We start from the raw sequence: 26,153 nt of genomic DNA on the forward strand, positions 1-26,153 counted from the left end.
CCAGGGATCTCACTCGTGGCAGGACGTTTCCCGCAGCGCCCCCAGCCGCCCACGCGTACGACCGTGCGCGGCGGCCATGTCGCCGTGCCCGGCGGTGTGCCGCGGCCGGCTCCGGCGCCCGCGCGGGTGCGGACGTACGCGCCGCAGGGGCCGCTCGATCTGGGGCTGGTGCTGGGTCCGCTGCGGCGCGGGCCCGCCGATCCCACCTTCCGCGCGCTGTCCGACGGGTCGGTGTGGCGGGCCAGCCGCACACCCGCCGGGCCGGGCACCCTGCGGGTGTCCGCGTACGGCGGTGAGGTGCGCGGCGAGGCGTGGGGGCCGGGGGCCGAGTGGCTGCTGGAGCGGCTGCCGGACCTGCTCGGCGCCTCGGACGACCCGGACGCGTTCGTCCCGCGGCACCGGCTGGTGGCGATGACGCGGCATCGGCGGCCGGGGCTGCGGCTGACGCGGACCGGGCTGGTGATGGAGTCGCTGATCCCGTCGATCCTGGAGCAGAAGGTCACGACGGACGAGGCGTACCGGGCGTGGCGGCTGCTGGTGCGCAAGTTCGGGGAGCCGGCGCCGGGGCCCGCGGCGGGCGGGCGGCTGTTCGTGATGCCCGAGCCCCGGACCTGGGCGCTGATCCCGTCGTGGGAGTGGCACCGGGCCGGGGTCGACGACAAGCGGGCCTCGACGGTCCTGCGTGCCGTGCGGGTGGCCGCGCGGCTGGAGCAGACCGTGGGGATGGCTCCCGAGGCCGCCCGGGCCCGGCTGGAGGTCGTGCCGGGGATCGGGCCGTGGACGTCGGCGGAGACCGTGCAGCGCAGTCATGGGGCGCCGGACGCCGTGACCGTCGGGGATGTGCATCTGCCCGGGATCGTGGGGTGGGCCCTGGCCGGTGACCGGGACGCCGACGACTCCGTGATGCTGTCGCTGCTGGAGCCGTATGCCGGGCAGCGGCATCGGGCTGCCCGGCTCATTCTGCTGAGCGGGAAGGTGCCGGCGCGGCGGGTGCCCAAGATGCCCAGGGTCGATATCGGCCGACTCTGACCAGGGGGCTTCGCCCCCCGGCACCCCGGTCTGCGTCTACTGGTCCGAGGAGAAGCGCACCGATCCCGCCGGGATGCGGGCGTCGCACCACACTCTCGCCCCGTCCGTCAGCTCGTTGTCCGCGCCGATCACCGCCCCGTCCCCGATCACCGTCCCCGTGAGGATCGAGCGCGTGCCGACGCGGGCCCGGGTGCCGATGAGGGAGTCGGTGATGACCGCGCCGGGTTCGATGACGGCGCCGGGGAGGATGGTGGAGCCGAAGACGCGGGCGCCCTCGGCGACGAAGGCGCCCTCGCCGACGACCGTGCCGCCGGCGAGCTTGGCGTCGGGGGCGACGGTGGCCGTGGGCAGGACGAGGCGGTCGCCGCAGCGGCCGGGGAGGGCCGGGGACGGGGCGCGGCCGAGCACCAGGTCGGCCGAGCCGCGGACGAAGGCCGCCGGGGTGCCGAGGTCCAGCCAGTAGGTGGAGTCGACCATGCCCTGCAGGTGCGCTCCCGCCGACAGCAGTTCGGGGAAGGTCTCCCGCTCCACCGACACCGGCCGCCCCGCGGGGATCGCGTCGATGACCGAGCGGCGGAAGACGTAGGCGCCCGCGTTGATCTGGTCGGTGACGATCTCCTCGGGCGTCTGGGGCTTCTCCAGGAAGGCCAGCACACGGCCGGTGCCGTCCGTGGGGACCAGGCCGTAGGCGCGCGGGTCGGTCACCTGGGTGAGGTGCAGGGAGACGTCCGCGCCCGTGCGCTCGTGGGTGTCGACCAGGGCCTGGATGTCCAGGCCGGTCAGGATGTCCCCGTTGAAGATCAGCACCGGGTCGTCGGGGCCCGAGTGCAGGCGCGAGGCGACGTTGCGGATCGCGCCGCCCGTGCCGAGGGGCTCCTCCTCGGTGACGTACTCGATGTGCAGGCCGAGGGACGAGCCGTCGCCGAAGTACGGTTCGAAGACCTCCGCCAGGTAGGAGGTCGCGAGCACGATGTGCTCCACCCCTGCCGCCCGCGCCCGCGCCAGCTGGTGCGTGAGGAACGGCACCCCCGCCGCCCTGACCATCGGCTTGGGCGTGTGCACCGTGAGCGGGCGCAGCCGGGTGCCCTTGCCGCCGACCAGGAGGATCGCTTCTGTCACCTGTCGTCTCTGCTTCCTGCCGGGACCGGCCGAACTGTCTTTCGGCCGGCCAGTGTATGCAGACGCCCCGCACGCGCGCCCGGGGCACGTGCGCGGCTCGCGGCCCGTGTCAGCGGCCCTGGTACTCGGCGGCCTGGGTGCGGGCGGTGCCGAGCCTGCTGTACAGAAGACCGCCCGGGCACTGGGTGGCGAAGCCGTCCCGGTGACCGGAGATCACGTTCAGTCGCACATTCTTGCCCTTTTGGTAGAGATTTCCACCACCGGACGTGAGGTACGTCTTGCCGAGCGGATTGACTCCGTAGAGGCCGAGCTTCCACGCCGTCAGCTGGGCGACGGCCCGCACCGAGGAGTCGGACGGCCGGGTGGTGTCGTAGGTGCCGATGACCGCGATCCCCATGCTGCTGGTGTTGAAGCCGAGGGTGTGGGCGCCCTTGACCGGCTTGGCCACCCCGCCGGCGCGGCCCTCGTAGATGTTTCCGCACCTGTCGACGAGGAAGTTGTAGCCGATGTCCCGCCAGCCCATGCTCTTGACGTGGTAGCGGTAGATACCGCGGATGACGGACGGGGCCTGCGAGCAGGTGTACTTGTTGCCGGACGCGGTGTGGTGCACGAAGGCGGCCTTGACCTTGTCGGTGTAGATGAAGGTCTTCTCGCGCAGGCTCTCGTCCGCGCCCCAGCCGCCCCGGGTGACGATCCGCGGGCGCGGCCCGATCTTGGGCTCGGCGCCCGCCTGCGCGCCCTGCAGGGAGGCCAGTTCGCGTTCCGTCTCGGCGCGGGTGAGGGCGGGGATCTCCAGGGCGCCGACGCGCGGGCTGTCCGCCGGTGAGCCCTTCGGGGTGTCCTTGGCCCGGCCGGGGTCGATGAGTTCGAGACGCAGGCCCGAGGGCAGCGGCGCCTCGCTGGTGGCCGTGCGGTCGCCGCGTGCGGTCTCCTCGACGCGGCTCTGGGTGGTGGCCCGCACCCGGACCTCGACGCCGTTCGACTCCCCCACCCACAGGGGGGCGGTGGCGCCGCGGACCCGGCGGGCGGTGCGCTCGGCGGTGTCGGGGTCGGCGGCGTGCTCGGCGTTGTGCGTCTCGACGTCCTGCCAGCCCGACCACTGTCCGCTCGTGGCCTCGCGGGTGCGGACCTGGACGCGGCCGTGCAGTTCGGTGTCCGGGTTGTCCCATACGACACCGAGCAGCGAGAAGCGCCGTACGTCCTGACGGGACAGCCCCTGTACGGCGGTGGCGCCGAGGGTGCGCGAGACGGTGAGCGGGACGAGGGGCAGGGACTGGGTGGAGCCGGGCAGGTCCGGGGAGTTGGGGGGGTGTTTGGCAGGGGCCTGCTCCACGAGCGGCGTCGGGAGGGCCGTCGCCGTGGCCGCCGGCAGGGCCAGCGGGAGGGTGAGGGCGGCCGCACAGGTGACCCCGAGGGAAGAGGCAAGGTATCCACTGAATCCACGCATGCCCCTGATCCTGGACATAGGCATACAAACCTGTCCATCGGGGAGTTGACGGACCTTCGGCTGCCGTTGCTCCGAACCGGTGGCGGGCGCTGGGCCGAACCGGTGGCGGCGCCACCCGGCGGGCATGGGCGGGCCCGCGTACGCTTGCGCGGGTGACTGTGACCGATCGCACCCCTGCCGACCTGCTGCGTTCCGCGCTCGCCGCCGACCCGGCGCGACCGCTGGTGACCTTCTACGACGACGCGACCGGCGAACGCGTCGAACTGTCCGTGGCCACGTTCGCCAATTGGGTGGCCAAGACCGCGAATCTGCTCCAGGACGGGTTGTCCGCCGAGCCGGGTGACCGGGTGGCGCTGCTGCTGCCCGCGCACTGGCAGACGGCCGTGTGGCTGCTGGCCTGTTCCTCGGTGGGCGTGGTCGCGGACGTCGGGGGCGACGCGGGGCGCGCCGACTTCGTGGTGGCCGGGCCCGGGCGGTTCGAGGAGGGGCTGGCGTGCCGGGGCGAGCGGTACGCGCTGTCGCTGGCGCCGCTGGGCCGCAGGTTCGTGCCCGGGCCTCCGGACGGGTACGCCGACTACGCGGTGGACGTGCCGAGCTTCGGGGACCGCTTCGCGGCGTACGCGCCCGTCGATCCCGAGGAGCCCGCGCTGGTGGTCGCCGGGGCGGAGCTGACCGGTGCCGAGGTCGTGGAGCGCGCTGTCGGGGACGCCCGCGCGCTGGGGCTGACCGGGCCCGGGTCCCGGCTGCTGTCCGGGCTGCCGTACGACACGTGGGAGGGGCTGAGCGCGGGGCTGTACGCGCCGCTCGCCTCGGGCGGGTCGGTGGTGCTGTGCCGGCATCTGGAGCAGGCGTCGGAGGAGACCGTGGCCAAGCGCGTCGAGAGCGAACGGGTGACCGCCACGGCTCGCTGAGGTGTCAGCCGGCGCCGAGTGCGGCGGGGCGGGGGCGGGGGCGGGGCGTTTCCGCTCACCGCGCCGGCGTCTGCTGCTGGGGCGGCGGGGGTGGGCGCGGCGGGAACGGCTTCCGGCGCACGCCCCCACCGGCTCCGGCGCACGCCCCCAGCGGCGCGGGGAACCACGCAGCCGGCCAGCACCGGCGCACGCCCCCACCGGCGCGGGGAACTGCACGGCCGGCCAGCACCGGCGCACGCCCCCACCGGCGCAGGGACCCGCGCGGCCGGCCGGCCCCCGGTCCGCGCCCGGAACGCGGCAAGCAATCCCGCGGCGCGGCCGCCGCACCCGCACGGCACCCGCCCCCGCCACGTCACCCGTTCGGCTCAGCCCACCCCGCGGCCGCCCTCGATCCCCGGCATCGTCGTAGGGACGCAGGACGACACGCCCGTACGCCGTGAGAGGTGGACTCAGACGTGAGCGACACCGCAGGGACGCCTTCCGTGTGGCCGGGTGCGACCGGTGCGGGGGCGTCGGCGTCGGGGAGGGGGCTCATACGGCGGCGGCGCAGGCGGTGGGTGCGGGGCACCGCCTGCGCGGTGGGCGTCCTGGTCCTGGCCGCCGCAGGGGCGGGGTGGGCGGTGTATGCCAAGCTCGACGGGAACATCACGGCCGACGAGGCCGCGGCCGCGGAGCTCGCCCGGTACGAGAAGGAGCGGCCGACCTCGCTGGTGAAGGGCGCGCAGAACCTGCTGCTGATCGGGTCGGACTCGCGGGCCGGGGACGGCAACCGCGCCTACGGGCGCGACTCGGGCACCGAGCGGTCGGACACGACGATCCTGCTGCATCTGTCGGTGGGCCGGCACACCGCGACCGCGGTGTCCCTGCCGCGGGACCTGATGGTGGACGTGCCCGGCTGCCGGCGGCCGGACGGCACCCGCACCGAGCCGATGTTCGCGATGTTCAACTACGCGTTCGAGGCGGGCGGTTCGGCCTGCACGATCCGGACCGTGGAGAAGCTGACCGGGATTCGGATCGACCACCACATGGTGGTCGACTTCAGCGGCTTCAAGAAGATGGTCGACGCGGTCGACGGCGTCGAGATCTGCCTCACCGAGCCGATCCGCGACAAGGCCGCGAAACTGCGGCTGCCGGCGGGGCGGGTGAAACTGAACGGGGAACAGGCGCTCGGTTATGTGCGCGCCCGCAAGTCCCTCGGCAACGGCAGCGACACCGACCGCATGGACCGCCAGCAGCGTTTTCTCGGCGCGCTCGTCAACAAGGTGCGCGGCAATGACGTCCTGCTGAATCCGGTGAAGCTCTATCCGGTGCTGGACGCGGCCACGTCCTCGCTCACCACCGACCCCCCGCTGGCGAGTTTGCGCGGTTTGTACCAACTCGTACGGGGGCTGCGTGACCTCCCCACCGAACGGGTGCAGTTCCTCACGGTGCCGCGGGAGTCGTACGTCTACAACGCCAATCGCGACCAGCTCGTCGAACCGGCCGCGCAGAAGCTGTTCGCCCGGCTGCGTTCGGACAAGCCGATCGCCGTCACCAAGGCGGTTCCCCGGGATTCCGCCGTGAAGGGCGACACGGAATCGCAGTCGTCCGGTCACGCTGCGTACGACGATGCGAGTCCCTCCCCCGCGCCGACGTTCCGCGGAAACACCGCCGCCGAGCACGACTGCGGGTAAAGCCATCCCCAAGTCACCGGGTCCGGGCGAACGCGCGTTCAAAGAAATGGGCGGTATTGCCCGGTTGTAGGGACGTGGAATTTGTCACCGTCGTCGCCCCACGCTGAACTGGGCGGATAGTGTGAGCGCTTCCGGTGCCCCCGGCTCAGAGGTCCGACCGGTCCTCCGTCCGGGGTCGCGCACTGTGTACGAGACCCGAGCGCCTTTGAGGGGGAAGGCGCCGCGTGGCCCCGACGGAGGATTCGGACAACCGTGGACGCGCAAGGCCGTGGGCGGGCGGAGAACATCGACCCCGCAGACCAGTGGGTGCTCAATCCGAACACCGGCGAATACGAACTGCGACTGGGTGATTCCGCACCGCAACAGTCGGCCGTACCGGGCCCGCGCAGAGCCGCCCGCCGCGCCGAGGAGGCGGTCCGCTCCCGTACCGGCGCTCCGGGGCGCGGCGCGCCCGAGGCGCCCGGCCGTGATGTGCCGCCGCCGCGCAGGCGCCGCGCGGTCCCCGAGGAGCCGCTGCCGGGCAGGCGTGGGCGGCGGCCCGCGAAGAAGGCGGGCAAGGGCAAGAAGATCGCGATGTGGACCGGCGGCGGCATGGCGCTGGTCCTGGTCGCCGTCGCCGGAGCCGGCTATCTGTACGTCAAGCACCTCGAGGGCAACGTCGACACCACGGACGTGGGCACCGCGGGCGCGAGCAGCTTCCGCAAGGACGAGGCCTTCAACATCCTGCTGATCGGCACGGACAAGCGCACCGGCAAGGGCAACGAGTCCTACGGCGACAAGGAGAACACCTCCGGGCACGCCGACACCACGCTGTTGCTGCACGTCGCCAAGGACCGCACGAACGCGACGGTGCTGAGCATCCCGCGGGACATGATCGTGGACATCCCCGACTGCGACACCAAGCAGGAGGACGGCACCTTCAAGACGATCCCGGGCATCCACGACCGGTTCGGCTACAGCCTGGGCGTCGCCGGCCGGGACGCCGGCTGCACCATGCGCACCGTCCACGAGCTGACCGGCGTCAAGCCGGACCACTTCATGATGGCCGACTTCAACGCCATCAAGACCCTGACCACGGCCGTGGGCGGCGTCGACGTGTGCGTCGAGAAGGCGGTGGACGACGACAAGTCCGGTCTGAAGCTGCCCAAGGGCCCCTCCACGATCCAGGGCGAGCAGGCGCTGGCCTTCGTCCGCACCCGGCACGCCTGGGGCAACGAGGGCGACCTCGACCGCATCAAGGTGCAGCAGCAGTTCCTGGCCTCGCTGATGCGCCAGATGTCCTCCGGCGACACCCTCACCAGCCCGACCAAGCTGGTGAAGCTGGCGGAGGCGGCCACCAAGGCGCTGACCGTCGACAAGCCCATCGGCAATGTCGGCACGCTCAAGGACATCGCCCTGGAGCTGAAGAAGGTGCCGCCGAAGAACATCTCCTTCACCACGGTGCCGGTGCTGGACAACCCCGCCGAGGTGCGCAAGGTGACCGTCGTCGTCAACGAGGAGAAGGCGCCGCCGATCTTCGAGGCGATCAAGAACGACGTCTCCTTCACCGACGTCAAGCAGAAGCAGCAGAAGGAGAAGGCGGCCGTCGCGGCCCGGCTGAAGGGCCCCAAGGCCCCGGCCTCCGACGTGCGGGTGCAGGTGCTCAACGGCGGCGCCGCCGACGGCTCCGCGCAGCGGACCCTCAACTGGCTGCAGCTGGAGAAGGGCGTCACCAAGTCGGAGAACGGCGGCAACGCCCCGGCGGACCTGTCGAGGACCACGCTGGAGTACGCGCCCGAGCAGGCGGATCAGGCCCGCGCCCTCGCCGCGATCATGGGCCTGTCCGGCGCGGCGATGAAGCCGGGCGAGAGCGTGACCAACTCCCAGGGGCTGCCGACGATGACGCTGACCCTGGGCAAGGACTTCAAGGGGGCGGGGATCCCGCTGACGGGTCCCGCGAAGATCGACGTCAAGGACAAGACCACAGCAGACAAGGTGCAGTGCGCCAGCTGAGATTCGTAACGCCACCGAACGGGCCTGTCGTGCGTCTGACTTGACGAACGGCAGGCCCGTTCGACGGCGCAGGGTGGGGAGGACGTCAGACGTGACGCGGAACAGCGTGCGAGAAGAGGGTGCGGGAGCGGCCGCGGCGGTGCTGGACGCCGGTGAGGCGGAGGCGGAGGCCGAGGGGGGCCCGCCGACGGACGCCACGGCGCTGCGCCGGCAGGGCAGACGCCGGGCCCCGCGCAAGCACCGGGTGCTGAGGTGGTCCGCGACGACGCTCGCGGTGCTGATACTGGGCACGGCCGGGACCGGCTACCTGTACTACCGCCATCTGAACAGCAACATCCGGCACGGCCAGCGCGAGAGCGGCGATTCCAAGGCGACGAGGACCCCGCCGAACGCCGCCGGGCAGACGCCGCTGAACATCCTGCTCATCGGCTCCGACAGCCGCGCCTCCGACGAGAACGTGAGGCTGGGCGGCGGCCGGGACCACCGCGACAGTCCGCCGCTGGGCGACGTGCAGATGCTGATCCACCTGTCCGCGGACCGCAAGAGCGCCGCCGTGGTGAGCATCCCGCGCGACACCCGGGTCGACATCCCCAAGTGCACGGACCCGGAGTCCGGCGCGGAGTTCGCGGCGGACAACGACATCATCAACGAGTCGCTGGCGCACGGCGGGGCCGGCTGCACGCTGGCCACCTGGCAGAACCTCACCGGCGTCTACATCGACCACTGGATGACGATCGACTTCGCGGGCGTGGTGCGGATGGCCGACGCCATCGGCGGGGTCGAGGTCTGTGTGAACCAGAACGTCGACGACCGCCCGAAGCCCGGCAGGAAGGGCGGCTCGGGCCTGTTCCTGACGAAGGGCCCGCACAAGGTCGAGGGCAAGCAGGCCCTGCAGTGGCTGCGGACCCGGCACGCCTGGGGCAGCGACCTGCTGCGGGCCAGGGCCCAGCACATGTACATGAACTCGATGATGCGTGAGCTGCGCGACCAGAACGTCTTCACGGACACGGGCCGGCTCATGGATCTGGCCGAGGCCGCCACGTCGTCGCTGAAGGTCTCCGAGGAGATCGCCTCGGTCAAGAAGCTCTACGACCTGGGCATGCAGCTGAAGTCGGTGCCGACGAACCGCATCACGATGACGACGATGCCGAACGTGCCCGACCCGGAGGACCCCAACCACGTGGTCCCGGACGGCGACAACGCCGAGAAGATGTGGGCGATGCTCCGCGACGACGTGCCCTTCGACAAGAACGGCACGGGCAAGCCGGCCGGCGCCAAGCCCGTGGAGAGGGTGTCCGCGGACCCGGCCGCGCCCGTCGGCGAGATCGGGGTGCTGGTGCAGAACGCCACCCGGTCCGAGTCGCTCGGTGTGGTCAACGGCCGGGCGAACACCGTCACCCAGGCCCTCGTGCAGCAGGGCTTCGCCCGTGCGGCGGCCGACACCTCGGGCTCGTACGCCGAGGAGCGCAGCGTGGTGCGTTATCCCAGTGCCGAGCTGGAGGGCGACGCCCAGCGGGTCGCCAAGTCGCTCGGCATCCCGCTGAGTTCGGTCAAGAGGTCGGCCGATGTGTCCGGCGTGACCGTGGTGGTGGGCGGCGACTGGCGCGAGGGCACGACGTACCCGAAGCGGGAGAAGCCGAAGGCCGGCGATCTGCCGGAGAACTCCGACGCGCTCAACGGCGCCGAGGACAGCGACAAGTGCATGGACGTGTACGAGCCGTATCGCTGGTAGGGACGGCCCCGGGGTGGGCGGCGGCGCCGGACTCAGGGTCAACTACTGCCGGTCGCCGCGCTGTTGACGGTCAGTCAAGTGATCATTGTCACCGCTCCCGCACGAGTGGCCGAGTGTCATGTTTCTGACAGGATGCGATGATCATCATGATCATTTCCCCCCTGCAGGCCCTACAGACAGGAAAGCGAACGTGCTCGGCAAGTTCTCCCGTGTCCTGACCGTCTTCGGCATCGCCGCCGCGGCCACCGTCCTCGGCCCCGTCTCGAACGCGAGCGCCGGCGGCTACGGCTGCAACGGCGACCTGGTCTACTCGGCCGACGTCAAGGGTGTCGACTCCTACTCGGACACCGTCGTGGCGCACCTCTACGCGTACTGGGACGGCACCTACAACTGTGAGGTCGCCGTCAAGAAGGTCTTCGTGGGCACCAGCACCCGCATGGAGCTCACCCTGTGGTCCAACTACGGCTCGGACGTCGACAGCGGCTACTTCTCCCAGTACGCGGGCCCGGTGAAGGTCAAGGCCGCCGGCTCCTGCATCTGGGAGGAGCTCGACATGTGGAACACCTCGGGCCGCAACATCGCCCAGGCCTACAACTACGGCAAGCACAACTGCGGCTGATCCGCGGAACGGGGAACACGAGCATGCGCAAGCTCACCAAGGTCACCCAGTGGGCGGCCACGGCCGCCACGCTGGTCGGCGTCGCCGTCGTCGCGCCGGTCGTCACCGCCGCGCCCGCCTCGGCCGCCGGTTACGGCTGTGCCGGCAACCTGGTCTACACGAAGTCGGTGTACGCCAACCGCAACGGCTACACCAACAAGATCGGCACCGTGCAGTCGTACTACGACGGCACCTACAACTGCTCGGTGTTCGTGAAGTCCGCGTACGTGGGCACGCCCACGCAGATGAACTTCTCCATCTACAAGGAGGACGACGGCACGTTCGACGACGACACCGGCGCCTTCTCCCAGTACGCGGGCCCGGTGCGGATCAAGGCGCCCGGTTCGTGCGTGAGCGAGATGCTCATCATGGACAACCCCAGCGGCACCCAGATCTTCTTCGGCCAGGCCGCTCCGCCGCACAACTGCGGCTGACCCGCACCAGCACCGCACAAGGACCGCACAAGGGGGAACACCAGCATGCGCAAGCTCACCAAGGCCACCCGGTGGGTGGCCACCGCCGCGACACTGCTCGGCGTCGGCGTGGTCGCGCCGGTCGTCACCGCGGCGCCCGCCTCGGCCGCCGGTTACGGCTGTGCCGGCAACCTGTCGTACTCGAAGGCCGTGTACGGCAACCGGAACGGATACAGCAGCAAGCTCGGCACCGTCTACGACTACTTCGACGGGACGTACAACTGCTCCGTCTTCGTGAAGTCCGCCTGGGCGGGGACGCCCAGCTGGATCACGCTGGCGATCTACCGGGAGCCCAACGACGGCACGTACGACGAGGACTCGGGCAACTTCAGCAGCTACGCGGGCCCGGTGCGCATCAAGGCGCCCGGCACCTGCGTGGTGGAGATGCTCGACGTCTACACCCCGGGCGGCACCCAGGCGTTCGTCGGCCAGATCGGCCCGCACTCCTGCGGCTGACCCGGGACACCGGGACACCGGGACGCCGAGACGCCGAGACGCCGAGACGCCGAACGCCCGGCCGGGGAGGACCCGGCCGGGCGTTCTTCGTGTGGGTACCGCTCAGCGCCAGCGGAAGGACGCGTTGTTGTTGTACGTGTTGACGAGGTTGCCCTTGTCACGCGGCGGCGCCACGTCGTAGGCGCCCGCGTAGTTGGAGTTGAAGTAGGACAGGCCGGTCTTGCTGTCGTGGCTGTTGGCGTAGGACGCGGCGTTGTTCTTCACGACCTGGCCGACACCGGCCGTGCCCTGGCCGCCGTCGGTGAAGCGCCAGGGGTAGGTGCCGCCCCAGTTGGCGATGTTCTCGTAGGTGGCCGTCCAGCCGCCGAGCTGGTTGGAGTTGTACCAGAGGCAGTAGTCGACGTCGATGACGCCGCCGCACAGGCCGTCCGGAATCGTGTCGGCCTGGGCGGGAGCGGCGGTGGCCAGCATCCCGAGGGTGCCGGCGGCGGCCAGCGCGGCCGCGAGGGCCGAGGTGCGCATACGCATGGGAAGGTGTCCCTTCTTTCCTCTGTATGGGGGGTTGGGGCGGAAACTCGGGTGGCGCGCTCGCGCGTACGGGTCAGGAGGACTCGCCGAGCTCGGCGGCGGCCCGCTTGAGCTGGTCGGTCTTGTGCCGCTTGACCTCGGCGAGGTCCTCGGCGTCCTGCTCGATGCGCTCCTGCTGCCACCCGGACTCGACGTCGAACCAGGTCCGCACGAGTCCGGTCTTCTTCTTGCACTCGACGTCCGCTCGGGCCGTCGAGATCTCTTGGCCGCTCGCCTGCTCGGTGGCGAACGCGGGGTCGTCGATGGCGTCCATCGGCGAGGCGTAGCGATAGCCGCGCCCGGCCATGCACGCCGACCAGTCACGGAAGACGGCCAGCACGCGCGGGTCCTTCTGGCTGCGCGCGTAGCTCTCCATGTTCAGCTGCCGGGCCTTGTCGTCCGGCCCGAACTCGGCCTCCCGGCCCGCCAGCCGCCGCTTGGCCTCGCCGACGCAGCCGCCGTCCGGGTCGAGGGTGCCGTCGGCCGCGGGCCTGCCCACCAGCGCCACCCGCCCGGCCGCGCTGAGCGACTTCGCCGCGCTCTCCCGCTGCGCCTCGGGGACCGGGAAGTGGTAGCCGTAGACCTGCGCGGTGTAGGAGTTGGCGACGCCGTAGCGGCGGTCCATCACCCCGATGTCGGGCGCCCCGGTGTCCGCTTGCGGGCGGTAGTCGAAGCCCGCGCGTTCCATGCAGCGCTGGGTGAGCGTGCTCATCGCGCGGGTCAGCTGGGCCATCTCGGCCTCGGAGAACATATAGCCCTCCACCGGCAGGGCCAGCCCGGCGGTGAGGCTGGACGACTCGGGTGCGACGGAGTTGTCCGGCCGCGGGGGCGCGGCGCCGCCGTCCCCGTCGCCGTCCGAGGAGCAGCCCGCGAGGAGCAGGGTGCCGGCGAGCATCACCGCCGCTGTCGTCTTTCGCACGTCTCTCCTTGCCGGACGAGGCCGAGAACCGAAGGGATGGGGGGAAGGGCCGGGGGTCAGCGCCGCAGCGCTTCCGCGGGCTGGATCCGGCTGGCGCGCCAGGCCGGGTACAGGCCGGCGACCAGCCCGGTGGCCAGGCCGACCGCCGGGGCGGTGACGACGGTCGCCGGGTGGATCACCGGCGTCCAGTCGCGTACGACCGCCAGCGCGACCACGGTGACGGCGCCGAGGCTGGTGCCGACCAGCCCGCCGAGCGCGCCCAGCGCACCGGACTCGGCGAGGAACTGCGCGGTGATGTGCCGGCCGCGCGCGCCGAGCGCCCGGCGCAGTCCGATCTCCCCGGTGCGCTCCAGGACGGCCACCAGCGTGGTGTTGGCGATCCCGACCGCGCCGATCACCAGGCAGATCCCGGCCAGCAGCATGAACAGCTCGTCGAGGTCGGAGGTGACGGTGGAGCGCAGGCTCCTGGGATCCGGCGGCGGCACGGCCCGGAAGTGCTCGGGGTGGGCGGGGTCCAGGGCGAGGGCCGCCTCGGAGGCGATCTGCCGGGCGGCGCCCAGGTCGGTGGAGATGAGCATCCGGGCCCGCTCGCCGCCCTGCGGGCCGCCCCAGATCCGCTCGGCGGCGGTGCGCGGCACCACCACCGACAGCAGCAGATCGGCCTTGCGCCGGACGTCCTCGACGATGCCGATGACGGTGAAGGCGTGGTCGCCGACGAACACCGCGGGCGCGGTCTCCAGGGTGGTGATGCCGAGCCGGTCGGCCAGACCCGAGCCGATCACGGCCACGTTCTCGCCGCGCCGGTCGTGGTACGCGTCGAAGGTGCGGCCCTGTTCCAGGCGCGGTCCCGCCGCGGCGAGGACGCCGGGGGACGCCGCGACCACCTGGGTGCGTTCGCCGGGCGCCCCGGCACCGGGCGGCGCCGCGGACACCAGGTCCTCGGGGTTCAGCCGCACCGGCCAGTACACGCCCGCGTCGCGTACGCCGTTCAGCGCGCCGATCCGCGCGTCGGCGTCCGCCGGGAAGGCGTTGGCCAGCAGGTCGGGGCGGTCCCCGCCGGTGTCCTCGACGGTCACCTCGGTGGCCGTCAGCGCGTTGAACCGGGAGTCGATCTGCGAGGACGTGGTGGCGGTCAGCCCGAGGACGGCGACGAAGGTGCCGACGCCGAGGACGGTGCCGAGCGCGGTGAGCGCCGAGCGCGCGGGGCGCTGCAGGATGCCGGCGGCCGACTCCGAGACCAGGTCGCGGGCCCCGAGCCGGGAGCGGTCGGCCGGCGACGCCGTACGACCGCCACGGCGGGAGCCGCCCGGTAGGGCGGGTATCGCGGGTATGCGGACCTTCACGCGGCCGTCACCGCCTGCTCGGTGAGGACGCCGTCGCGGATGGCGACGGTCCGCCGGCCGCGCGCGGCGACGCCCGGGTCGTGGGTGATGACGACGAGGGTCATGCCGTCGGAGTGGAGTTCGTCCAGCAGGGCCAGGATCGACTCGGCGGTGGCCGTGTCGAGGTTGCCGGTCGGCTCGTCGCACAGCAGCAGGGAGGGGCGGGCGACCAGGGCGCGGGCGATGGCGACGCGCTGGCGTTCGCCGCCCGAGAGCCGGGTGGGCAGCGCCTCGGTGCGGTGGGCGAGACCGACCCGGCGCAGCGCCTCACGGGCCCGCTCGGCACGGTCCTTGCGGCTGCCCGGGTCGTAGAGCATGGCGAGGGTGACGTTCTCCAGGGCCGAGCGGTGCGGCAGCAGGTGGAAGCTCTGGAAGACGAACCCGATCCGCCTGCCCCGCATACCGGTGCGGTCGGCGTCGCCGAGCCGCCCGGTGTCGACGCCGTCCAGGAGGTAGCTGCCCTCGGTGGGCGCGTCGAGCAGGCCGGCGATGTTCAGGAAGGTGGACTTGCCGGAGCCGGAGGGGCCCACCACGGTGACGTAGTCGCCGCGTTCGATGGTCAGGTCGCACGGCTTGAGCGCCTCGACCGGCGGCGGCCCGGGATAGGTGAGGGCGACCCGGCGGAACTCCACGACGGGCGGCACGGCGGACCCGTCGGGGGCGGGCGCCGCGAGGTGTGCCGACCGGGTCCGGCGGATCCGCGCCAGGACGGATCGGCTCACCGGGCGATCCCGACGACGACCTTGTCGCCGGCGCCGAGCCGGGCGCCGCGCAGCGGGGTGACCTCGGTGTAGCCGTCGCCGGAGGTGCCGGCGCGGACCTCGACGCGGCGGCGTTCGCCGGACCGCTCCAGGACGGTGACCGTGGTGCGGGAGTCGGCGCCGGCGGAGAGCGCGGACACGGGGACGACGAGCACCTTCCGCCCGGTGGTGGCGGCCTCGATGGTCAGGCGCACGTCCTGCCCGGCGAGGCGGGCGGCGAGCGCGGAGGCGGGCCGGACGACGACGGTGTACCCCTGGCCCAGGGAGGCGGCGGCCGCGTCGGCCTCCTCGCCCTCGGGGGCGGCGGGGGTGTCGGAGACCGAGGCGACCGTGCCGGTGACCTGGTCGCCGTAGACCTCGGAGAGCACCTCGACCTTCTGGCCGGGACGCACCAGGTCCTTCTCGTGGGCGCCGAGCGTGCCCCTGACGACCAGCCGGCCCGCGGAGAGGGTGGCGAGCTTCTCGCCGGCCTCGCTGCCGACCCTGGCGTTCATGGTGTCGACGCGGGCCGGGAAGCCGCTGAGGAAGACGACCTCGGAGGCGGGGACCATCGCGCCGGAGACGGCTTCGGCCTGCGCCAGGTCGTCCTCGGCCTCGGCGAGGTCCTCCCTGGCGTACCGGACGTCGTCGGCGCGGGCGGTGGTGTCACCGGCCTTGCCGTCGGCCGGCTTGCCGTCGCCCGAGGGCTTCGCGTCGTCGCCGGATGTGCCGTCGCCGCCTTGCCCGAGCAGTCCGTCGAGCCGGCGCTGGGCCTCCTTGACCTGGTCGCGGGCCGCCTCGACGGGGTCCTCGCCGCCCTCGCCGCCCGCGACGAGGGGTTCGTAGCCGAGGGCCGCGTACAGCGCGGCGACCGCCTGCTTGGTGCCGGGGCCGTAGGTGCCGGCCGGGTCGGAGCCGGGGTCGTGGCCCAGTGTGCGCAGGGCGTCCTGCAGCTGTCGTACGTCGTCGCCCTGGGTGCCCGGCCTGAGGTCCCGGTAGACGGGGAGGGTGCCGGGCAGCGCGAAGACGGGCCGCCCGGAGATCTCGGCGAGCACACGGCCGGCCTCGAAGGTCTGCCCGGAGCGCACCATCACCCTGGTGACGACGGGCGCGGCGGAACCGCCGGCCGCGCCGGCGGACGGTGCCAGGTCGACGGTCTGCGAGGCGGCGACGATCCCGCGGGTGACCACGGTGTCGGCGAGGACGCGCCGTTCGACGGGCGCGGTGAGCACGTCCGGGGCGGGCGGGCCCGCGTCGGCGGCGGCCTGGGCCGGGGACTTCACGAGCGTGGACGTCCACAAGGCGGCACCGGCGAGCACCACGGCGCCCGTCGCCAGGGCCGCCACGGCACGCTTGCGCCGCGACAGCCCGGAGCCGGTCCCCGGCTGGGACATGGTTCCCCCAAAGTCTGTTTCCGGCCGCGGAGTTGGTCGTCGGGTTGGTCAGTCCCGGGCATCCGCAACCGTGTTCGACCACAGACGATCACTCGCAGGAGAAGCCTGTCAAGTCACTTCCGACGCTCCGTCAAGTACTGGTTTAGGCCTGTGGTTTACTGACGGTCAACTTCGAGCCGACAAGATCACTTCCGGCCGTCCGGGCCGAAATCCACTTGCGGCACGGACAGCGGCCCGTGTCAGGATCCTCGACGGCTCGCAAGCCTGACATGACCACAAAACAGGGGGAAACACCCATGCGCATCGGCGCCAAGCTCGCCGGGCTCGTGCTCGCCGCGGGCGCCGTGGCGGCGACGACCACGCCCGCCACCGCCTACTCGTTCGACAACTACCGGGACGGGAGGTGTGTGGCGGAGGAGCTGTGCATGTACTACCACTCCGCCGGCTACTCCTCGTCTTCCTTCATGGACTACTACGACGAGGAGCCCACGCACCACGACGACCGCTTCCTGGCCTCCGGACCGGGCCAGGGCCAGGTCGTGGGCAACAACGCCTCGTCCGCGAAGTGCTGGGGCACCCGGTACAACTACGCGATCTTCTTCAACTCCAACTTCACGGGCCAGCGGCACAACCACACCTGCGACGGTGTGCGCCGTGACACCCCGGGCTGGCTGCAGAACAACAACGCCTCCAGCTACGAGCCCTACTAGACCGCGGGGCCGTACACGTGCGTAACCCCAGGCTCGGCCTGGCGCTGGGCTGCGCCGCTCTGCTGCTGAGCGGCTGCTCCTCCTCGGACCCGGGAACCGACGCCCGGTCCCGGTCCGGGGACGCCCCGCCGGTCGACTTCGCCACGCCCCCGCCGGTCACGGCCACGCCCACCCTGCGCGCCTCCACCGCCCTGGAGCTGCCGCTGGAGGCGTACGCCTGGACCGACGCCGAGGAGCGCACCCGCCGCCAGGGCGAGGACCTGCTGGCCGCGCAGTGCATGCGCCGCTACGGCTTCGACCTGGCGCCCCGTCCCGCCTACCGGGGCGACAAGGCACTGCGGGACGCCCGCCGCTACGGCATCAGCGACCCCGACACCGCCTCGCGCTTCGGCTACCGCATCGACCCGGCGGCCCGCGGCCCCAAGCCGCCCGAGGAGAACTACTCCACCGCCGAGTCCCTCGTGCTGTTCGGCCCGCAGGACGGACAGGGCACGGGCCGGACCGCCGACGGCAAGTCGGTGCCCGAGGGCGGCTGCTGGGGCCAGGCCCTGCGCGACCTGGCCGCCGACGGGCCCGAAGTGCGCCCGGAGGACGAGGAGTTCGCCGACCAGCTGGCCACCTTCACCTACCAGGCGTCGCAGCAGGACCCGCGGGTGAAGAAGGCGTTCGCCGCCTGGTCCGGCTGTATGAAGGACAAGGGCTACGCCTACAAGGGTCCGATGGACGCCGTGGAGGACCCCGCCTTCAAGACGGCCAGGGCCTCCCGGCGGGAGATCCAGGTCGCCGAGGCCGACGTCGCCTGCAAGCAGCGGCACAACGTCATCGGCGTCTGGTACGCGGTCGAGGTCGCCTACCAGGAGCGTGCCGTCGAGCAGAACCAGCAGCAGCTGGACACGCTCGGACAGCGCAAGGAGGCCATCCTCCGGGCGGCCGCCCGCGCCGGTGCCACCCCATGAGGCGCGGCCCGCTGGGGCGCGGCCCCGTGCGGCGCGCGGCGCCCGCCGTGCTGCTCGCCGCGCTGCTGACGGCCTGCTCGTCCGGCACCGGCGCCACCGACCGCGCCGGCGGCGCCGACCGCACGGCCACGCCCCGGACCCCGGCCGCCACGGCACCCGCGCCGCGCATCACCCTGCCGCTCGACCCGTACCAGGTGTCCGACGAGGACTTCTCCACCGTCTCGCGCGCGCTGGCGGAGCTGACCGACCGCTGCATGCGCGAGCAGGGCTTGCGCTACGACGAGCAGGCGCCCGAGGGCGTCGCCACCTCGGCCACCGGGCACGAGCGGCGCTACGGCATCACCGTGCCGCAGACCGCGCGGAGGTACGGCTACCACCTGGGCGGCGCGCCCGTCCGGGAGGTGGCACCGGCACCGCGCTCCCAGCGCTACCAGCGCGCCCTGATGGGCACCGGCCGGCCCACCGGCGTCGAGGGGAAGTTCGACGACGGCTGCGCCGGCCGCGCCCACGAGGAGCTGGAGCGGGGCATCGACATGGACGCCGTGGACCTCCCGCAGTGGTTCAAGCGGGACTCCTTCCAGCGGTCCCTGCGCGAGCCGCGGGTGACCCGGGCGTTCGCGGACTGGTCCCGCTGCATGGCCGGGTCCGGCCACCGCTTCCGCACCCCGCTGGACCCGCTGTCCGACCGCAGGGTCCTCGGCGAGAAGGTGACGCCGTACGAGCGCGCGGTGGCCATGGCCGACATCGCCTGCAAGCAGCGGACCGGTCTGGTCGCCGCCTGGCGGAACACCGAGGCCGCGCTCCAGCGCACCCTCATCGAGTCCGAGGGCGCGCGGCTGGCGAAGGCCCGCAGGGAAACGGCCCGGCTCATCGCCCGGGCCGGCCGAATCGTCGGTGCCGACCAGAACTGACCACGGCACCGAGCCACGGACCGGCCGTGCACCACGGCCGGCCGACCACAGAAAATCGAGGGGAACCCACATGAACCGCTGGGCCACGCTGGCCACGGCCGGTGCCGCGGCACTGACCTCCGTGCTCGCCTACTCGAGCACCGCGCAGGCCGCCGACGGCGTCTGCGAAGTGCAGGACGCCTGCTACTACTTCAACTCCAACACCTCGGGGTCGATGATCGACTACGAGGGCGACCAGTGGACCCACCACGACGACTACTTCATCTCGGCCGGCAACGGCCAGAACCAGGTCGTCGGCAACAACGCGGCCTCGCTGTTCTGCAACATGGGCCCGCTGTTCACCTGTGAGACGTTCTACAACTCCGGCTACGGCGGCGACTCGTTCAAGACGCTGGGCACCAAGCGCGTCAACCTGCCGACCTGGCTGAAGAACAACAACGCCTCCAGCAAGAAGTACTACTCGGGCGGCTGCAGCGGCCCCGGCTGCTGAACCGTCGGTCAGTGTGAGCCGGCCTCCGCCCGCACGGCCGGGCGCCGGCTCGCGATCACCTTCCTGGCCAGCGACTTCGGGCTGGTCAGGAAGCCCCACCCCCAGGACATGTGCATGGTGGCGAGGGCCACCGGGATCTGCAGCCGGGCCTTGGCCGGCAGCCCTCTGCCCGCGGGGACCGAGCCCGCGACGATCGCCGCGAGATAGCCGCCGGGGACGACCAGGCCCCACGGCGTGACCAGGGCGCCCACCACGATCCCGGCCGCGATCGCGCACACCGCCACCGGCGGGGCGAGATAGCGCAGGTTGATCGACCCGGAGTGGTAGCGGGCCACCACATGCCGCCAGCGCCCGTAGTCCTTGTACTGCTTGGCCAGCGCCTTCACGCTGGGCCGCGGCCGGTACGACACCCTCAGCTCGGGCGAGAACCAGATCAGCCCGCCCGCCTCACGGATGCGGAAGTTCAGCTCCCAGTCCTGGGCGCGGATGAACTCCTCGTTGTAGCCGCCCTGCTGCTCCAGCGCCTCGCGCCGGAAGACCCCGAGGTAGACGGTCTCGGCCGGGCCGGCCTGTCCCCCGGTGTGGAAGGCGGCGTTGCCGACGCCGATCTTCGAGGTCATCGCGGCCGCGACCGCGTCCTCCCAGGCGTTCTCGCCCTCGGCGTGCATGATCCCGCCGACGTTCTGCGCGCCGGTCTCCTCAAGGAGCCGTACGGCGGTCGCGATGTAGTCCGGCGAGAGCATGCCGTGGCCGTCGACGCGGACCACGACCGGGTGCCGGGAGGCCTTGATCGCGGCGTTCAGGGCGGCGGGCGTACGGCCGGTGGGATTGGGCACGGTGTGCACCCGGGGGTCCTCGGCCACCAGCTCCGCGGCGATCTCGTCCGTGCGGTCCGTGGACGGACCGAGGGCGATCACGACCTCCATCTCACCGGCGTACTCCTGGGCGAGGATCGCCTGGACGGCGTGACGCAGATGCCGCTCCTCGTCGAGGACGGGCATGATCACAGAAACGGCGGGGAGCCGCACGTCGGACTTCGCGTTCATAGGGGCCTCACGTTACCGCGAACGGGGGACACGGGTGCGCCCCGGCCGTGGCGCCGCCCCGGGCCACAGATCGTATGGGCCTACGGTGCTCACGGTTCCCGCGTACGGCCTCGCCCGGAGGTGTCCCTTGCCCACGCCGCCCAGGTCCCCCGGCCGGCCGCAGCCCCAACCGCGGCCGGCCCGCCGCCCGCCCCGGCCCGCCCCCCGGCGCAAGCGGCCGCGCTGGGCCATGCGGGCGGCCACCGCCCTGTCGGTCGTCGTGCTGGCCGCCGCGGGCATCGGGCACGCCGTCGTCACCAGCCTCGACGCGGACATCGCGCGCGTCGACCCGTTCAAGGACATGAAGAACCGGCCGCGCGCCGGGCACGGCATGAACGTCCTGCTCGTCGGCACCGACGGCCGCGACCGGATCAGCGAGGCCGAGCGGCAGAAGTACCGGCTCGGCGGCGCGCCCTGCCACTGCACCGACACGATCATGATCGTGCACATCTCGGAGGACCGGGAGCGGGCCAGCGTCGTCAGCCTCCCCCGCGACTCCTACGCCGAGCTGCCCGCGCACACCGACGAGACCACGGGCGAGCACCACAAGGCCCACCCGATCAAACTGAACGCCGCCTACGCCGAGGGCGGGCCGCAGCTGACCGTGCGCACGGTCGAGAAGATGACCCGGGTGAAGATCGACCACTACCTGGAGGTCGACTTCACCAGCTTCATGAGGACCGTGGACGTGCTGGGCGGGGTGCGGATCTGCACCACCGAGCGCCTCAAGGACTCCTACACCGGCCTGGACCTCGCCCCCGGCCCGCACGACCTGGGCGGCGGCGAGGCCCTGCAGTACGTGCGCTCCCGCCATGTCGACGGCGCCTCCGACCTGGGCCGGATGCAGCGCCAGCAGCGCTTCCTGGCCGCGCTGGTGCAGCGGGCGACCTCCTCCGGGGTGCTGCTGAACCCGCTGAAGTTCCGGGACGTCACCCGGGCCGTACTGGGCTCGGTCCGCGCCGACGAGGGCTTCGGGACCGGCGAACTCCTCGACCTGGGGCGGGCGATGCGCACCTTCTCGCCGTCGTCCTCGGAGTTCGTCACCGTCCCCATCGGGCAGATGGGCTACGCCGTGAAGGGCATCGGCTCGACGCTGAAATGGGACCCGGTGAAGTCGGCCCGCCTGTTCAGGTCCCTGCGCGACGACAAGCCGCTGGCCGCGTACCGCCCGCACAGCAGGGCCGTACGGGTGCCCGTCGCCCCGCAGCAGATCAGCGTCCAGGTCGAGAACGGCACCACCACCGCGGGCCTCGGCCGCCGCGTCGACTCCGCGCTCGCCGCGACCGGCTTCCGCACCACGGGCCAGCCGGCGAACGCCGCCCCCGTCCGGCGCACGGTCGTCGCCTACGACCCCCGCTGGGACCGCTCCGCCAGATCGCTCGCCGCCGCCCTGCCGGGCAGCGAGCTGCGGCCGGTCAAGGGCCAGGGCTCCACCCTGAAGGTGGTCGTCGGCCCGGACTTCCGGAAGGTGCGCAAGGTGCGTGCCGAGGACGCCCGGCAGGGCGAGTTCGGCGTGGTCAGGGGCGACGAGGTGAGCTGCTCCTGAGCGACGGCGCGACCCGGTGCGTCAGGCGTGGCCGGTGTCACCCGGAGCCGGTGCGAGCGGCTCGCCGGTGACCCGGGTCGCACACCGGCCGGGCGGTCGGGCGGTCGGCCCGTCGCCGCGTCCGGCGGTCAGTCCTCGTAGCCCTCGGCCGCCCGCTTCTCGCGCAGCTCCATGATCGCGCGGCGGCGGGCGAGGCGGTGGGTGCGGCGGATCTGGGCCTCCTGGTAGCGGCGGCGGTCGCGGTCGGTCTCCGGCAGGACCGGCGGGACGCGGCGGGGCTTGCCGTCGGCGTCGACGGCGGCGAAGACCAGATAGGCCGAGCCGACCTGGGTGGCGGGGGCCGACTCGTTCCAGCGCTCGGCCAGGACCCGGACGCCGACCTCCATCGAGGTACGGCCGGTCCAGTTGACCTGGGCCTTCACATGGACGAGGTCGCCCACCCGGACCGGCTCCAGGAAGGCCATCTCGTCCATGGAGGCGGTGACGGCGGGCCCGCCGCTGTGCCGGCCGGCCACGGCTCCGGCCGCGTCGTCGACCAGCTTCATGATCACGCCGCCGTGGACCGTGCCCAGCAGATTGGTGTCGCTGTGGGTCATGATGTGGCTGAGCGTGGTCCGGGACGCCGAGGTCGGCTTGCCCGGGATGTCGTCGTTGTCCATGTCGGCGGCACTGGGCTGGTCTGTCATGGCCTCCACCTTATGCCGAACCGGCAGGTGGGAGATTTGTGTCAGCTTGGCAACAGCACTGCCCCGGTTCCAACCGCTCTCTTGTGAAGCACACCGCCGCGACCGGCACACTGTTCGGCATGAATGATTGGCCCGACGGATGGTCCGACCAGAACCGCGGCAGCCGCGGCCCCCGCTACGGCGGCGGCAGCGAGGGCGCCCAGCCCGAGGGCGCGCGCGTGATGCGCCAGGTCAGGCGCGGCCCGTCCGCGGGCGGCCGGCAGGCGCCGCCGCAGCACGGCGGAGTCCCGCAGCAGGCGTCGTACGTGAACGGCGGCGGTGACGACTTCGGCGGCTACGACAGCGGCTACAACACCGGCCAGGTCTACGGCGGCCCCGGCGGCGGCGGACCGCGTGATTCCGGTCACCCCGGCGCGGGCCGGCCCCGGCCGGACTGGCGGCGCCGGATCAAGTGGACCGCGATCACCGTCACGACCGTGCTGGTCGTCACGGCGGTCGGCACCTACTTCTGGGCCGACTCCAAGCTCAACCGCGAGGTCGACCTGTCCAAGGTCATCGAGCGGCCCGAGGCGGGCGAGGGCACGAACTACCTCATCGTCGGCTCCGACAGCCGCGCCGGCATGACCGCCGAGCAGAAGAAGAAGCTGCACACCGGGTCCGCCGAGGGCAAGCGCACGGACTCGATGATGATCCTGCACACCGGCGACGGCGCCCCGACGCTGATCTCCCTGCCGCGTGACTCGGACGTGGAGATCCCCAGCTTCAAGGGCTCCGAGTCCGGCAAGACGTACCCGGCCACCGGCCGCCATGTGAAGCTGAACGCGGCGTACGCCGAGGACGGCCCGGAACTGCTGGTGCGCACCGTCGAGTTCAACACCGGGCTGCACATCGACCACTACGTCGAGATCGGCTTCGCCGGCTTCGCCAACATCGTGGACGCGGTCGGCGGCGTCGAGATCGACATCCCGAAGGCCTTCAAGGACAAGAACTCCGGCGCGGACTTCGAGGCGGGCAAGCAGACCCTGAACGGCCAGGAGGCCCTCGCCTTCGTCCGCACCCGCTACGCGTTCGCCCGCTCCGACCTCGACCGCACCAAGAACCAGCAGAAGTTCCTCTCGGCGCTGGCCGGCCAGGTCGCGACCCCGAGCACCGTCCTCAACCCGTTCAAGCTCTACCCGACCATGGGCGCGGGCCTGGACTCCCTGATCGTCGACAAGGACATGGGCCTGTTCGACCTGGCCGACATGTTCTGGGGCATGAAGGGCGTCAGCGGCGGCGACGGCAAGTCCATGAACATGCCGCTGGCGGGCTCCACCGGCGGCGGCAACCTGCTGTGGGACAAGGACAAGGTCAAGACGCTGGTGAACCAGCTGAACAGCGACGAGACGGTCACCGTCTCCGGCGACTGACCGTATTACGCCTCCCCGTGCGCGAGCAGCGCACCGTGCTCCAGCGCCAGCTCGCCGCCGTCGGTGTACTCCGCGGCGGCGAGTTCGTCGTAGGCGCCGCGGATGCGTACGACCGTCCCGGCGTCCTGCGCCGCGACGATCAGGCCGATCATCGCGAGGCCCGAGGCGGCGGCGCTCCACCACTCCTCGACGTTGGGGCGGTGGGTGAAGCGGGTCTCCGCGCAGCCGGCGCCGGTGAAGCCGGCCTCGGCGAGCAGGTCCTGCACGCCCTCCGGGGTGCGGGTGAAGTCCTCGGCGGGGTCGAGCCGGGGCAGGTCCCGCGGTGGTACGACGCCTGCGGCCTGAAGGGCGCGGCCGAACAGCTCCATGCCCGCCTGGCGGCCGGGGCTCCACAGGGTGAGCGCGAGCCGCCCGCCGGGCCTCAGCACCCGGCGCAGTTCGGCGAGGGCGGTGCGCGGGCGGCCGACGTGGTTGAGCACGAAGTTGCCGACGACCGCGTCGAACTCGTCGTCCGGGAAGGGCAGTTCGGGGAGAGCCCCCTCCTGGGCGTCGACACCCCGGGCGCGCGCCAGACGGGCCATGCCGCCGTCGGCGTCGACCGCGCGCACCTTCGCGCCCCGGGCCTGGGCGGCGAGGGCCGCCGTGCCGGTGCCGGTGCCGACGTCGAGGACGTACGTGCCCGGGCCGACGGCCGCCGCGTCCAGCAGGGCGGGGACGGGGTGCGCGCAGAGCCGGGCGAAGGTGGAGTCGTAGGCGTCGGCGCGTCCGGCCCACATCCGCCGCTCGGCGGAGTCGAACGGGGTCGGGGCAGAGGCCGTGCTCACGCCTTGCGCCCCACGCCCGCGAAGTGGGTGACGTCGACGGGCTCGCCCGGCCCCTCGGGGCGCCAGCGGGAGCAGGTGACGATGCCGGGCTCCAGCAGTTCCACGCGGTCGAAGAAGCGGGCGAGGTCGGCGCGGGTGCGCAGGGTCATGGGGGCCGAGCCCTGGCTGTTCCAGTACTCGACGGCCTGGGTCATCGCCTCGCCGTCGACCTCGGTGGTGGGGTGCGAGAGGACGAGGTAGCTGCCGGAGGGCAGGGCGTCGAGGAGCCGGTGGACGATGGAGACGGCCTCGTCGGTGTCCATGACGAAGTTGAGGATGCCCAGCATGGTGACGGCCACCGGACGGTCGAAGTCCAGCGTCTCGGCCGCCCCGCGCAGGATCGCCTCGGGGTTGTGGACGTCCGCCTCGATGTAGTCGGTCGCGCCCTCGGGGGTGCTGGTGAGCAGCGCGTGGGCGTGCGTGAGGACGAGCGGGTCGTTGTCGACGTACACGATCCGGCAGGACGGGTCGACCCGCTGGGCCACCTCGTGCGTGTTCTCGGCGGTCGGCAGCCCGGTCCCGATGTCCAGGAACTGCCGCACCCCCGCCTCCCCTGCGAGGTGCCGCACGGCCCGCGCCAGGAACGCCCGGTCCGCCACCGCCGACCGCGGCAGCGCCGGCACGAACCCGAGGATCTGGTCCCCGACCTCCTGGTCCACCGCGTAGTTGTCCTTGCCGCCCAGCCAGTAGTTCCAGATGCGCGCCGAGTGCGACACATCGGTCCGCAGCCGGTTCACCCGGGCGACACCTTCGTCGTGCGGCAGGACGGGGTCGGACATGGGGGCGGTCTCCTTCGCGCGCGGACGGTCTTCTCGCGACCTCGGTCTGCTCACGGCCTCGGTCTTCTCGCGACCTCGGTCTTCTTGTGACCTTGGTCTTCTTGCGTCCTCAACCTAGACACAATCGACCACGCTTGTCGGCCACTTGACCGATTCGGGCCCCATGCCGGAGGCCGTGGGACGCCGACAGCCCCCGGCCGGGTGCCCGGCGGGGGCTGTCGCTGTG

25 protein-coding genes are annotated in these 26,153 nt (G+C 72.4%); 14 read left to right on the plus strand and 11 right to left on the minus strand.

Features of this window, described 5'->3' with window-relative positions:
* Window positions 1-15 precede the first annotated feature (15 nt).
* Complete coding sequence (locus tag ACIGXJ_RS20130) at window positions 16-1,029, plus strand: DNA-3-methyladenine glycosylase family protein (protein WP_399647041.1); 1,014 nt, start codon at window positions 16-18, stop codon at window positions 1,027-1,029.
* 36 nt (window positions 1,030-1,065) lie between these two features.
* Here the strand turns inward: ACIGXJ_RS20130 and ACIGXJ_RS20135 are convergent, their stop codons facing one another.
* Window positions 1,066-2,148, minus strand: coding sequence for a sugar phosphate nucleotidyltransferase (locus ACIGXJ_RS20135; protein ID WP_399647043.1), 1,083 nt, complete (start codon window positions 2,146-2,148; stop codon window positions 1,066-1,068).
* Window positions 2,149-2,257: 109 nt separating this feature from the next.
* Window positions 2,258-3,613 carry a peptidoglycan recognition protein gene (locus ACIGXJ_RS20140; RefSeq protein WP_399647045.1) on the minus strand — a complete coding sequence of 452 codons (1,356 nt, stop codon included), beginning with the start codon at window positions 3,611-3,613 and terminating at the stop codon, window positions 2,258-2,260.
* Between the two features lie 134 nt (window positions 3,614-3,747).
* Between ACIGXJ_RS20140 and ACIGXJ_RS20145 the strand changes: the two genes are divergently transcribed.
* From ACIGXJ_RS20145 to ACIGXJ_RS20175, 7 genes are all read left to right on the plus strand, one after another.
* Window positions 3,748-4,506: a TIGR03089 family protein gene (locus ACIGXJ_RS20145; RefSeq protein ID WP_399647048.1), complete on the plus strand. Its 759-nt coding sequence runs from the start codon at window positions 3,748-3,750 to the stop codon at window positions 4,504-4,506.
* Window positions 4,507-4,961: 455 nt separating this feature from the next.
* A complete protein-coding gene (locus ACIGXJ_RS20150; protein ID WP_399647051.1) occupies window positions 4,962-6,179 on the plus strand; it encodes an LCP family protein in 1,218 nt (405 codons plus the stop codon).
* A 252-nt stretch (window positions 6,180-6,431) separates the two neighbouring features.
* Complete coding sequence (locus ACIGXJ_RS20155; protein ID WP_399647053.1) at window positions 6,432-8,171, plus strand: LCP family protein; 1,740 nt, start codon at window positions 6,432-6,434, stop codon at window positions 8,169-8,171.
* A gap of 91 nt (window positions 8,172-8,262) precedes the next feature.
* Window positions 8,263-9,903 (plus strand): LCP family protein, encoded by a 1,641-nt coding sequence (locus ACIGXJ_RS20160; RefSeq protein WP_399647056.1) that lies wholly within the window; start codon window positions 8,263-8,265, stop codon window positions 9,901-9,903.
* Between the two features lie 190 nt (window positions 9,904-10,093).
* A complete protein-coding gene (locus tag ACIGXJ_RS20165) occupies window positions 10,094-10,522 on the plus strand; it encodes a hypothetical protein (protein WP_399647058.1) in 429 nt (142 codons plus the stop codon).
* 23 nt (window positions 10,523-10,545) lie between these two features.
* On the plus strand, window positions 10,546-10,995 hold the full coding sequence (locus tag ACIGXJ_RS20170; RefSeq protein WP_399647060.1) for a hypothetical protein: 450 nt from the start codon (window positions 10,546-10,548) through the stop codon (window positions 10,993-10,995).
* Window positions 10,996-11,040: 45 nt separating this feature from the next.
* Entirely contained in the window at window positions 11,041-11,490 is a 450-nt protein-coding gene (locus ACIGXJ_RS20175) for a hypothetical protein (RefSeq protein ID WP_399647062.1), read from the plus strand.
* Between the two features lie 102 nt (window positions 11,491-11,592).
* Here the strand turns inward: ACIGXJ_RS20175 and ACIGXJ_RS20180 are convergent, their stop codons facing one another.
* The 5 genes from ACIGXJ_RS20180 to ACIGXJ_RS20200 form a co-directional block, all read right to left on the minus strand.
* The gene (locus ACIGXJ_RS20180; protein WP_399647064.1) at window positions 11,593-12,018 is read right to left on the minus strand and encodes a peptidase M23; all 426 of its coding nucleotides are present in this window, start codon (window positions 12,016-12,018) and stop codon (window positions 11,593-11,595) included.
* Between the two features lie 73 nt (window positions 12,019-12,091).
* A complete protein-coding gene (locus ACIGXJ_RS20185; protein ID WP_399647066.1) occupies window positions 12,092-12,976 on the minus strand; it encodes a hypothetical protein in 885 nt (294 codons plus the stop codon).
* 56 nt (window positions 12,977-13,032) lie between these two features.
* Window positions 13,033-14,319: an ABC transporter permease gene (locus ACIGXJ_RS20190; protein ID WP_399647068.1), complete on the minus strand. Its 1,287-nt coding sequence runs from the start codon at window positions 14,317-14,319 to the stop codon at window positions 13,033-13,035.
* Window positions 14,316-15,080 carry an ABC transporter ATP-binding protein gene (locus tag ACIGXJ_RS20195; protein ID WP_399647070.1) on the minus strand — a complete coding sequence of 255 codons (765 nt, stop codon included), beginning with the start codon at window positions 15,078-15,080 and terminating at the stop codon, window positions 14,316-14,318. The genes ACIGXJ_RS20190 and ACIGXJ_RS20195 overlap by 4 nt, the downstream gene beginning before the upstream one ends.
* Entirely contained in the window at window positions 15,077-16,492 is a 1,416-nt protein-coding gene (locus ACIGXJ_RS20200; protein ID WP_399647072.1) for a peptidoglycan-binding protein, read from the minus strand. Before ACIGXJ_RS20200 ends, ACIGXJ_RS20195 begins: the two co-directional genes overlap by 4 nt.
* Window positions 16,493-16,788: 296 nt before the next feature.
* On the opposite strand from ACIGXJ_RS20200, the gene ACIGXJ_RS20205 reads away from it, so the two are divergent.
* The 4 genes from ACIGXJ_RS20205 to ACIGXJ_RS20220 all read left to right on the plus strand — a co-directional run bounded on the left by ACIGXJ_RS20205 (window position 16,789) and on the right by ACIGXJ_RS20220 (window position 19,559).
* Window positions 16,789-17,202 carry a hypothetical protein gene (locus tag ACIGXJ_RS20205; protein ID WP_399647076.1) on the plus strand — a complete coding sequence of 138 codons (414 nt, stop codon included), beginning with the start codon at window positions 16,789-16,791 and terminating at the stop codon, window positions 17,200-17,202.
* Between the two features lie 17 nt (window positions 17,203-17,219).
* On the plus strand, window positions 17,220-18,158 hold the full coding sequence (locus ACIGXJ_RS20210; RefSeq protein WP_399647079.1) for a hypothetical protein: 939 nt from the start codon (window positions 17,220-17,222) through the stop codon (window positions 18,156-18,158).
* Window positions 18,155-19,069, plus strand: coding sequence for a hypothetical protein (locus ACIGXJ_RS20215; RefSeq protein ID WP_399647082.1), 915 nt, complete (start codon window positions 18,155-18,157; stop codon window positions 19,067-19,069). The genes ACIGXJ_RS20210 and ACIGXJ_RS20215 overlap by 4 nt, the downstream gene beginning before the upstream one ends.
* Window positions 19,070-19,139: 70 nt before the next feature.
* Window positions 19,140-19,559 carry a hypothetical protein gene (locus ACIGXJ_RS20220; RefSeq protein ID WP_399647085.1) on the plus strand — a complete coding sequence of 140 codons (420 nt, stop codon included), beginning with the start codon at window positions 19,140-19,142 and terminating at the stop codon, window positions 19,557-19,559.
* 8 nt (window positions 19,560-19,567) lie between these two features.
* Here ACIGXJ_RS20220 and ACIGXJ_RS20225 read toward each other — a convergent pair whose 3' ends face one another.
* Window positions 19,568-20,605 carry a glycosyltransferase family 2 protein gene (locus ACIGXJ_RS20225; RefSeq protein ID WP_399647088.1) on the minus strand — a complete coding sequence of 346 codons (1,038 nt, stop codon included), beginning with the start codon at window positions 20,603-20,605 and terminating at the stop codon, window positions 19,568-19,570.
* Window positions 20,606-20,834: 229 nt separating this feature from the next.
* Between ACIGXJ_RS20225 and ACIGXJ_RS20230 the strand changes: the two genes are divergently transcribed.
* Complete coding sequence (locus ACIGXJ_RS20230; protein ID WP_399647091.1) at window positions 20,835-22,190, plus strand: LCP family protein; 1,356 nt, start codon at window positions 20,835-20,837, stop codon at window positions 22,188-22,190.
* Window positions 22,191-22,318: 128 nt separating this feature from the next.
* On the opposite strand, the gene ACIGXJ_RS20235 is transcribed toward ACIGXJ_RS20230, so the two are convergent.
* Complete coding sequence (locus tag ACIGXJ_RS20235) at window positions 22,319-22,876, minus strand: acyl-CoA thioesterase (protein WP_399647095.1); 558 nt, start codon at window positions 22,874-22,876, stop codon at window positions 22,319-22,321.
* Between the two features lie 119 nt (window positions 22,877-22,995).
* Here ACIGXJ_RS20235 and ACIGXJ_RS20240 point away from each other — a divergent pair, with 119 nt between their 5' ends.
* On the plus strand, window positions 22,996-24,285 hold the full coding sequence (locus ACIGXJ_RS20240) for an LCP family protein (protein WP_399647098.1): 1,290 nt from the start codon (window positions 22,996-22,998) through the stop codon (window positions 24,283-24,285).
* Window positions 24,286-24,290: 5 nt separating this feature from the next.
* Here the strand turns inward: ACIGXJ_RS20240 and ACIGXJ_RS20245 are convergent, their stop codons facing one another.
* Both ACIGXJ_RS20245 and ACIGXJ_RS20250 read right to left on the minus strand, forming a co-directional pair.
* Window positions 24,291-25,061 (minus strand): class I SAM-dependent methyltransferase, encoded by a 771-nt coding sequence (locus ACIGXJ_RS20245; protein ID WP_399648083.1) that lies wholly within the window; start codon window positions 25,059-25,061, stop codon window positions 24,291-24,293.
* A 44-nt stretch (window positions 25,062-25,105) separates the two neighbouring features.
* Window positions 25,106-25,927, minus strand: a complete 822-nt coding sequence (locus ACIGXJ_RS20250; RefSeq protein WP_399647101.1) for an SAM-dependent methyltransferase — start codon at window positions 25,925-25,927, stop codon at window positions 25,106-25,108.
* Between the last annotated feature and the right edge of the window lie 226 nt (window positions 25,928-26,153).

The sequence above is a fragment of the Streptomyces sp. NPDC053367 genome (genome assembly GCF_044545925.1).
In the GTDB taxonomy this organism is placed as follows: Bacteria; Actinomycetota; Actinomycetes; order Streptomycetales; family Streptomycetaceae; genus Streptomyces.